The 2789-nt window shown below is 72.2% G+C and carries 2 protein-coding genes; both read left to right on the top strand.

All coding sequences use genetic code 11. The features are described 5' to 3' along the window. The coding region (gene ptsP, locus Q7T15_RS00225) for a phosphoenolpyruvate--protein phosphotransferase (protein WP_304692081.1) at nucleotides 1-1523 on the top strand (1523 nt) is incomplete at its 5' end. A 100-nt stretch (nucleotides 1524-1623) separates the two neighbouring features. Further along, a partial coding sequence (locus Q7T15_RS00220) for a PTS mannitol transporter subunit IICB (protein ID WP_304692078.1) occupies nucleotides 1624-2789 on the top strand: 1166 nt, incomplete at its 3' end.

The following is a 2789-nucleotide window of genomic DNA, read 5'->3' as shown; positions in this document are numbered from 1 at the left end:
CCGCGGCGCAGCTGCGCGAGCGCGGCCAGGCCGCGGGCGGCACCGCCGCCGAGGTGCTCGACGCCCTCGCGATGATGGCGGAGGACCCGGCGCTCGCCGCCGACGTGCAGCACCGCACGGAGGACGGCGCGACCGCGGAGTTCGCGATCCACGCCGCCATGACGACCTTCCGCGAGCTCCTCGCGGGGATGGGCGGCTATCTCGGCGAGCGAGCCGGCGACCTCGATGACGTCGCGCGCCGCGCGATCGCCCGCCTGCAGGGGCTGCCGGCCCCGGGCATCCCCGAATCGGCGACGCCGTTCGTGCTCGTCGCCCGGGACCTCGCGCCCGCCGACACCGCGACCCTCGACCTGGACCGCGTGCTCGCTCTCATCACGACCGACGGCGGCCCGACGTCGCACACGGCGATCCTCGCCCGCGAGAAGGGCATCACGGCGATCGTCGGCGCGTCCGACGCGGCCGGGCTCGTCGACGGCGACCTCGTGCTCGTCGACGCCGAGAACGGCACGGTCGAGCTCGACCCCGCGCAGGAGCGCATCGACCTCGCCCGCCAGCGCACCGCGACGCTGCAGGCCATCCGCGCCGCGAGCACCGGGCCCGGCCGCCTCGCCGACGGCCGCGCAGTGCCGCTGCTCGCCAACATCGGCTCGCCCGAGTCGGCGCGCGAGGCGGCGGCCCGCGGAGCCGAGGGCGTCGGGCTCTTCCGCACCGAGGTGCTCTTCCTCGGCGCCGAGAAGGCGCCGAGCGTCGATGAGCAGGCTGCCACCTACCGCGATGTGTTCGCCCAATTCCCGGGGCAGAAGGTCGTCGTGCGCGTGCTCGACGCCGGTGCCGACAAGCCGCTCGCGTTCCTCACCGATCAGGGCGAGGAGAACCCGGCGCTCGGCCGCCGCGGGCTCCGCGCGCTCGCCGCGCACGAGGAGGTGCTGCGCGATCAGCTCACGGCCCTCGCGACGGCCGCCGCCTCGAGCGAGGCGCACGTCCAGGTCATGGCGCCGATGGTGTCGACCGCGGCCGAGGCGAAGTACTTCCGCGACCTCGCCCACGAGCTCGGCATCGCCGTCGCGGGCGTCATGGTCGAGGTGCCGTCGTGCGCGATCATGGCCGATCACGTCGCCGCGAACGCCGACTTCATGTCGATCGGCACGAACGACCTGACGCAGTACGTCTTCGCCGCCGACCGGCTGCTCGGCACGGTGTCGTCCTTCCAGGACCCGTGGCACCCGGCCGTGCTGCGGCTCATCGAGCAGGTCGGCCGCGCCGGTGCCGAGCACGACGTGCCGGTCGGCATCTGCGGCGAGGCCGCCGCCGACCCGCGGCTCGCCCTCGTACTCGTCGGACTCGGCGCGACGAGCCTGTCGATGTCGTCGACCTCGATCGCCGACGTGCGCGCCGAGCTCGCGCTGCGCACGTTCGACGAGGCGACCGAGCTCGCCGCCCTTGCACTCGGCGCGGATAGCGCCGAGTCGGCTCGCGCCGCGGTCGCGGACCGCATCGCCTCCTGGCCCCCGCCCGTCCTCTGAACCGCACCACGGCATCCGCCGCACCAGCCCGCACCAGCCCGCACCAGAACATCCCGCACCGACGAACACCCCGAACCACTGAGAACAAGGAGCGACACCCATGACGACGACGTCAGCCCCGCCCGCCAGCTCCGCACGCGTGCGCGTGCAGCGCTTCGGCACCTTCCTGAGCGGCATGATCATGCCCAACATCGCGGCCTTCATCGCGTGGGGCTTCATCACGGCCTTCTTCATCCAGACCGGCTGGACCCCCGTGCCCCAGCTCGGCGGCTTCCCCGACGCCGCGGGCAACGAGTACACCGGGCTCGTCGGCCCGATGATCGTGTACCTGCTCCCGCTGCTCATCGCGAACACCGGAGGCCGCATGGTCTACGGCACGCGCGGCGGCGTCGTGGCCTCGATCGCCACGATGGGCGTCATCGTCGGCACGAGCGTTCCGATGTTCCTCGGCGCCATGATCGTCGGCCCGCTCGCGGCCTACCTCATGAAGAAGGTCGACGCGCTGTGGGCCGGCAAGATCCGCGCCGGCTTCGAGATGCTCGTCGACAACTTCTCCGCCGGCATCCTCGGCTTCGGCCTCGCGATCCTCGCGTTCTTCGGCCTCTCGCCCGTCTTCACGGTCGTGAGCGATGCCCTCGGCGCCGGTGCGAGGTTCCTCACCGAGACCGGCCTCCTGCCGCTCGCGAGCCTCGTGATCGAGCCGGGCAAGGTGCTCTTCCTCAACAACGCCATCAACCAGGGCGTGCTGACCCCGCTGGGCATCCAGGAAGCCTCGTCGGAGGGCAAGTCGATCCTGTTCCTGCTCGAGGCCAACCCCGGCCCGGGCCTCGGCCTGCTGCTCGCGTTCGCGTTCTTCGGCGTCGGCATCGCCCGCGCCACCGCTCCCGGCGCGATCATCATCCAGTTCCTCGGCGGCATCCACGAGATCTACTTCCCGTACGCGCTGTCGAAGCCGATGACGATCCACGCCCTCATCGCGGGTGGCGCGACCGGTGTCACCACCAACATGGTCCTCGGTGGCGGTCTCGCCTTCCCCGCGGCTCCCGGAAGCATCATCGCCGTGACGGCCGCGGCCTCGAGCCCGGCCGCCGGCGGCATCGCGAATCTGTTGGTCGTGTACTTGTCGGTGCTGCTCGCAGCGACCGTGACGTTCCTGATCACCGCGGTCATCCTGCGGGCATCGCGTAAGCGCGACCTGCTCGCCGAGGCCGACACGTTCGGCGCCGCGATCGCTCAGACCGAAGCCAACAAGGGCAAGTCCTCGGC

It is taken from the genome of Microcella sp. (assembly GCF_030645145.1).
Lineage (GTDB): Bacteria > Actinomycetota > Actinomycetes > Actinomycetales > Microbacteriaceae > Microcella.
The sequence above is the reverse complement of the archived record's forward strand: the minus strand, read 5'-3'. Positions and strand labels throughout refer to the sequence as shown.